Annotated in this window: 7 protein-coding genes; 4 read left to right on the forward strand and 3 right to left on the reverse strand. The window is 43.2% G+C overall.

Translation table 11 applies throughout. The features are described 5' to 3' along the window. The first annotated feature begins 121 nt into the window (after positions 1-121). The 4 genes from cysK to crr all read left to right on the forward strand — a co-directional run bounded on the left by cysK (position 122) and on the right by crr (position 4,075). Complete coding sequence (cysK, locus tag CSW98_RS15055) at positions 122-1,090, forward strand: cysteine synthase A (RefSeq protein WP_100801297.1); 969 nt, start codon at positions 122-124, stop codon at positions 1,088-1,090. Positions 1,091-1,389: 299 nt separating this feature from the next. Further along, the gene (locus CSW98_RS15060; RefSeq protein WP_100801298.1) at positions 1,390-1,647 is read left to right on the forward strand and encodes an HPr family phosphocarrier protein; all 258 of its coding nucleotides are present in this window, start codon (positions 1,390-1,392) and stop codon (positions 1,645-1,647) included. Positions 1,648-1,797: 150 nt separating this feature from the next. Further along, positions 1,798-3,525, forward strand: a complete 1,728-nt coding sequence (gene ptsI / locus CSW98_RS15065) for a phosphoenolpyruvate-protein phosphotransferase PtsI (protein WP_100801299.1) — start codon at positions 1,798-1,800, stop codon at positions 3,523-3,525. 40 nt (positions 3,526-3,565) lie between these two features. Beyond that, entirely contained in the window at positions 3,566-4,075 is a 510-nt protein-coding gene (crr, locus tag CSW98_RS15070) for a PTS glucose transporter subunit IIA (RefSeq protein ID WP_100801300.1), read from the forward strand. Positions 4,076-4,153: 78 nt separating this feature from the next. Here crr and CSW98_RS15075 read toward each other — a convergent pair whose 3' ends face one another. From CSW98_RS15075 to CSW98_RS15085, 3 genes are all read right to left on the reverse strand, one after another. Next, positions 4,154-4,579 (reverse strand): hypothetical protein, encoded by a 426-nt coding sequence (locus CSW98_RS15075; protein WP_100801301.1) that lies wholly within the window; start codon positions 4,577-4,579, stop codon positions 4,154-4,156. A 19-nt stretch (positions 4,580-4,598) separates the two neighbouring features. Continuing rightward, complete coding sequence (locus CSW98_RS15080; RefSeq protein WP_100801302.1) at positions 4,599-5,639, reverse strand: hypothetical protein; 1,041 nt, start codon at positions 5,637-5,639, stop codon at positions 4,599-4,601. A 154-nt stretch (positions 5,640-5,793) separates the two neighbouring features. Further along, positions 5,794-6,611: flagellin (locus tag CSW98_RS15085; protein WP_100801303.1), on the reverse strand; the 818-nt coding region annotated here is incomplete at its 5' end.

Consider the following 6,611-nt stretch of genomic DNA (forward strand, 5'->3'; position numbering starts at 1 on the left):
GATATAACTTTTTGGTCTTTTTCTTGGTTTCTTTTCCGGCATATGCTCATCCCCATAGAGACATCCCTATTTACCTACAACTTGCAGATCTGTTCGGCGAGTTCAGCAAAGGAATCAGCACATGAGTAAAATTTACGAAGACAACTCCCTGACAATTGGTAATACCCCTCTGGTACGCCTGAATAAGGTCAGCAAGGGCAATGTTCTTGCCAAAATCGAATCACGTAATCCCAGCTTCAGTGTTAAAGACCGTATCGGTGCCAACATGATCTGGGAGGCAGAAAAATCAGGCAAACTGAAACCGGGTGTAGAACTGGTTGAGCCAACCAGTGGTAATACGGGTATTGCACTGGCCTTTGTCGCAGCGGCTCGCGGCTACAGACTGACGCTGACCATGCCGGAATCGATGAGTCTGGAACGCAGAAAGCTGCTGAAAGCTCTGGGAGCGAATCTGGTACTGACTGAAGCGGCTAAAGGGATGGGGGGAGCCATTGCCAAAGCAGAAGAGATTGTCGCCGCCAATCCGGACAAATATCTTCTGCTTCAGCAATTCAATAACCCGGCTAACCCGGCTATCCATGAACAAACGACCGGGCCGGAAATCTGGGAAGCCACCGACGGTGAAGTCGATGTGTTTGTTGCCGGTGTAGGAACAGGCGGTACTTTGACTGGAACCAGCCGTTATATTAAAAATACCAAGGGCAAAGCCATTACTTCTGTCGCCGTTGAACCCGCAGAGTCCCCGGTTATTTCACAAGCGCTGGCTGGTGAAGCCATCAAACCGGCTCCACACAAGATTCAGGGTATCGGTGCCGGTTTCATCCCTAAGAACCTGGATCTTGATCTGGTAGACCGAGCAGAAACCGTCACATCCGATGAAGCGATTGAAATGGCTCGTCGCCTGATGGAAGAAGAAGGTATTCTGGCAGGCATCTCTTCCGGAGCCGCCGTTGTAGCCGCCAATAAGCTTGCCGAACAGCCTGAATTTGCAGGAAAAACGATTGTCGTTATCTTGCCGAGCTCAGGTGAAAGATACCTGAGTACAGCACTGTTTGCCGGTTTGTTTACCGAAAAAGAGAACCAGCAATAATTTGGTAACAAACATGTGATGAAATCAAAATTTTGCATAAAAAAGCCCCGTTCAGGGGCTTTTTTGTTGATCCTGAGCACACCTTTGGTAATATCGGGGCAGTTTTATTTTTAGCATCAAAATAAAAGTAAACATGTAAAAGAAGTTTATCATTTGCGAAAAAATTTGAAGGCGAATGACTTCTTTTGCTCTGGTGAGGCTTGCGTCACTTAAGTCCGGTTCTGTGTTGGCAGATCCGGGCAATTGTGGTTAAGCTTCACTCAGTTACATACAAAAAAATATTTATTGGGGTATATCACATGTATCAGAAGCAAGTAGAAATCACTGCAGAGAATGGTCTTCACACTCGTCCAGCAGCGCAGTTTGTGAAAGAAGCAAAAGCATTTGACGCAGACATCACTGTGACTTCTAACGGCAAAAGCGCTAGCGCGAAAAGCCTGTTTAAACTACAAACTCTTGGCCTGGTAAAAGGTACTGTAGTCACTATCTCTGCTGAAGGCCCTCAGGCTCAGGCAGCAGTTGATCATCTGGTCGCTCTGATGGATAAACTGGACTAATCAGTCAGTACTCTGATTCAGCGAAGCCATTTTGTTGCAAGGCAAAATGGCTTTGTCGGACCTAGAGAGAAGTTACAGTTAGTCAGATACCATTCTGACTGGCGCAATCAATCAACCCATTCACTGTTGAACAACCATTAAGGTAAGGCTATGATTTCAGGCATTCTAGCATCTCCTGGTATTGCTTTTGGTAAAGCACTACTTCTTCAAGAAGATGAAATTGTCCTAAACACAAATTCAATCTCTGACAACCAAGTTGAAGCTGAAGTACAAAAATTCTTCGACGCTCGTAACAAATCTAAAGTGCAATTAGAAGCGATCAAGCAAAAAGCTCTGGAAACCTTTGGTGAAGAGAAAGAAGCGATCTTCGAAGGTCACATCATGCTGCTTGAAGATGAAGAGCTGGAAGAAGAAATTCTGACTCTCATCAAAAACGACAAGATGCACGCTGATAATGCAATTCACACTGTTATCGAAGAGCAGGCTACTGCACTTGAATCTCTTGATGATGAATACCTGAAAGAACGCGCGACAGATATTCGCGATATCGGTTCCCGTTTCGTTAAAAATGCACTGGGTATCAATATCGTTGCTCTTAGCGATATCAGCGAAGAAGTGATTCTGGTTGCTTACGATCTGACACCATCTGAAACGGCACAAATCAACCTGGACTATGTTCTTGGTTTTGCCTGTGATATCGGTGGCCGTACTTCTCACACATCTATCATGGCTCGTTCTCTTGAACTACCTGCAATCGTTGGTACTAACAACATTACTGCTCAGGTTAAGAACGGCGATACTCTTGTTCTTGATGCTATCAACAACAAAATTATCGTAAATCCATCAGCCGATGAACTGGATGCTGCTAAGAAAATTCGTGATGAATTCCTGGCAGAAAAAGAAGAACTGGCAAAACTGAAAGACCTTCCTGCAATTACTTTGGATGAACGCCACGTAGAAGTTTGCGGGAACATCGGTACAGTGAAAGACTGCGATGGTATCCTACGTAACGGTGGTGAAGGTGTTGGTCTGTACCGTACAGAATTCCTGTTTATGGATCGTACTGCCCTTCCGACAGAAGAAGAGCAATACCAGGCGTACAAAGAAGTTGCTGAAGCAATGGAAGGTCAGTCCGTCATCATTCGTACTATGGATATCGGTGGCGACAAAGATCTGCCATATATGGATCTGCCGCAAGAGATGAACCCGTTCCTTGGCTGGCGTGCCGTACGTATCAGTCTGGACCGTCGTGAAATCCTTCGCGACCAGCTACGTGCTATCCTGCGAGCCTCTGCGCACGGTAAACTGCGTGTTATGTTCCCGATGATTATTTCTGTTGAAGAAATCCGCGAGCTGAAAAAAGCCATCGAAGAATACAAAGCAGAGCTACGTACTGAAGGTCTGGCATTTGACGAAACTATTGAAATTGGTGTAATGGTTGAAACTCCGGCAGCAGCAGCGATCGCCCACCACCTTGCAAAAGAAGTTTCTTTCTTTAGTATTGGTACAAACGACTTAACCCAGTATACTCTTGCAGTTGACCGTGGTAACGAGCTGATTTCTCACTTGTACAATCCGCTATCACCTGCTGTACTTACTGTAATCAAGCAAGTGATCGACGCTTCGCATAAAGAAGGTAAGTGGACGGGTATGTGTGGTGAACTTGCTGGTGACGAACGTGCAACGTTGCTTCTTCTGGGTATGGGGCTAGACGAGTTCAGCATGAGCGGCATTTCAATTCCTCGCATTAAGAAAGTTATCCGTAATGCGAACTATGCCGAAGTTAAAGCGATGGCTGATGAAGCTCTTCAGATGGCAACTGCAGCAGAAATTGAAGCGCATGTAGAAAAATTTATCGCAGAAAAAACAAACTGCTAATATAATTCAACAGAATAAAACAAATTGTTAGGAGCATGACATGGGTCTGTTTGACAAACTTAAAAAGCTAGTGTCCGATGACAGCGCTAGTGCGGGGGCTATCGACATCATCGCACCACTATCTGGCGAAATCGTAAACATCGAAGATGTGCCTGATGTTGTTTTCGCTGAGAAAATCGTTGGTGACGGTATTGCTATCAAGCCAAACGGCGACAAAATGGTAGCACCTGTTAACGGTACTATCGGTAAGATTTTCGAAACTAACCACGCTTTCTCTATCGAATCTGACGATGGTGTTGAACTGTTCGTTCACTTCGGTATCGACACGGTTGAACTGAAAGGCGAAGGTTTCACCCGTATCGCTGAAGAAGGTCAGTCAGTAAAAGCTGGTGATACAGTTATCGAATTCGATCTTGCTTTCCTGGAAGAAAAAGCAAAATCAACACTGACTCCTGTTGTTATCTCTAACATGGACGAAATCAAAGAGCTAAACAAGCTTTCTGGTGCCGTAACTGTTGGTGAAACACCTGTTCTTCGCGTAACTAAGTAATTTAGCCCGCTAAATGAATAGCCAAAACGCCACCCTAGGGTGGCGTTTTTGTTTAGCAAGAAGATCTTACTCGATAGATTAAAGGTTATTTAATGTCTCGGTAAAACCATCCCCCTGAAAAATAAGAATATCATTTTCATTCGTCCCAATATAAATAATGGGATCGTTTTTAAAAACATTAATAATCTTTTCATTATCCAAATCAGTTACAGGGGTATAGGTTGTATGGTTAGCATTGCAACCAACAGAAAGATTTGCAATTTCCTTATTAACAAACACAGTCATAGTTCTGTTTTCGGCAGCGGCATCGCATCCATTGGCCACAACTCTCATACCAAACGTATAACCCCCACTTGGAATAACACCGATTACACCAGTAACTATATTTGTAACATCCGAACTAGTAGCAAAACGTTGCCCTTTAACTACATTCCAAGCTCCTGCTGCATTTGCTCCTATAGACATAAAACACAAAGAAATAAAAAAACATTTAATTATTTTCATGAATACCACTTTATTTCTATTACAGATTAATATTTTCTACAGTATATTTGTAGACTGGTTTCTCAACAAGATATTGGATTATACCTTTTGTTGAATGTAAATACATATTTCCATTATAAAATAGCCGCCGCCCCCTAGCTATACTCCCATAATAAGTAAATGAATTATCATAATGCATTCGATATAATTCTCTACCTATATGAGTACCCCATAAATTTTGAGCGTTGATAGGGTAAAAATTCTTCCCAAGAGTTGGGGTGCCATCAGGGTTGAAGTGCTTCGCCGTAACATATACAAGGTGGTAACCATTAATACGGCTGGTTTCCCAACGAATATCTTTACCAACGAAAGCTCTAAGCATTTTTCTATACTTATCATCTTCATCAGTGACCTCTCTCATGACGAAGGTCATGTTCGCCCAAACATATATGTTCCGGGGTTGATAGATAAAATCATCTCTAAATGAGCTATCTTCTACTGGAGTAAATTCATATAGTCGAGCTTTATCCTCATCACAACCAGCAATACATCTAACGTTATGATTAATTTTTCTTGCCACTGTTTCTATCTGATTTTCAGCTTGCTTAACCATAAAATCATGAGCTTTTTCGGCTGAATCAATTTTTATGTTTCCCATGTTTTCAGAAAGAAATGCTCCAGAAGCATCTACATATGCTTTATCATCAGAGCTGGAAAATAGACTGTCAGCAATGGAAAAACCTAAGCCCATACCTAAACCTAAAGAACCACCACCAATCATATTTCCAACGGGTGACCATAATTGTATTCTACTCCCCGTTTCTGTTATGTCCGTATAATCTGCATTATACGCAGCAGTGGTGATCTTTCTCCTTAGATAACCCTCATTCATATAGCGAGTAAAATAATTAGCCCTTAATTTAGAAAAAGCAGTCAAATCTGCTTTATATTCATGTTTTGATTTCAGATCTTGTTTATATAAAGGATCATCCCTCACAACATCTGGTTTATGGGCACACCCTACAGTGCCTAATGTTATCGTTCCCAGCAAGGCTATCAATTTGATTTTCTTTAAATCCATTACTCGTTCTCTTCTTTTAAAGATATTCATGTAAATTATCATGAATTAAAAAAAATATGTCAGTTCAATAGAATAAATAACTCGATTATTTGTCACATAGAAAAAAACCCGACCAGTTGGCCGGGTTTGGTATCACTTTGTCCGCTTCGGGTTATTAGCCCAGCAGACTCAGGGCTGAGTTCGGTGCCTGTTTTGCTTGGGCAAGAACCGACGTCGAAGCCTGCTGCAGGATCTGAGCCTTGGTCATCGAGGTCGTTTCTTTCGCAAAGTCGGTATCTTTGATACGGCTCTTCGAAGCATTTACGTTCTCGTTGATGTTGTCCAGGTTGTTGATCGCATGGTCGAAACGGTTCTGGAACGCACCCAGTTCTGCACGGTGACTATCTACATACTTCAGGGCTGCATCCACAATCGCTACCGATTCCTGTGCGCCACCAACTGATGTAACATCAATGGTATCGACCGTCACACCTTTCGCTTCACCCATACCCAGCTCACCAGCCAGACCACCGGAGAAAGCAATATCACCCTGTACATTGTTGCTGCCCGCAAAAATCTGCAGTTCACCTTGTTCATTGATCGACGCTTTTACCAGATCCTGCTGACCATTGATGTAGGTGGCAACTTCTTCAATATCATCGCCTTCTTTTGCGTTGATCGTGATTTCACGCTCATCACCAAATGAGTCCGTCAGTGTCATGGTCAGATCGGACGCGTCTGCCTGAACTTTCCAGTTTCCATCTTTGCCGTTTTCAGCAACATAGCTGGCACCGCCCATCATCTTATTGTCTGAACGCATGTCTTTCAGCGTCAGCATCACGGCTTCACCGTTGTCAGCACCAATCTGGAAAGCTTTCGTACCGTGAGTACCGTTCAGCAGTTTGTTACCACCAAAAGAGGTTGTTTCTGCGATACGGTTCAATTCATCGTTCAGGGCAACCACTTCTTCCTGAATCGCAACCCGATCCGACT

This window comes from Vibrio sp. HA2012, from assembly GCF_002812955.1.
In the GTDB taxonomy this organism is placed as follows: domain Bacteria; phylum Pseudomonadota; class Gammaproteobacteria; order Enterobacterales; family Vibrionaceae; genus Vibrio.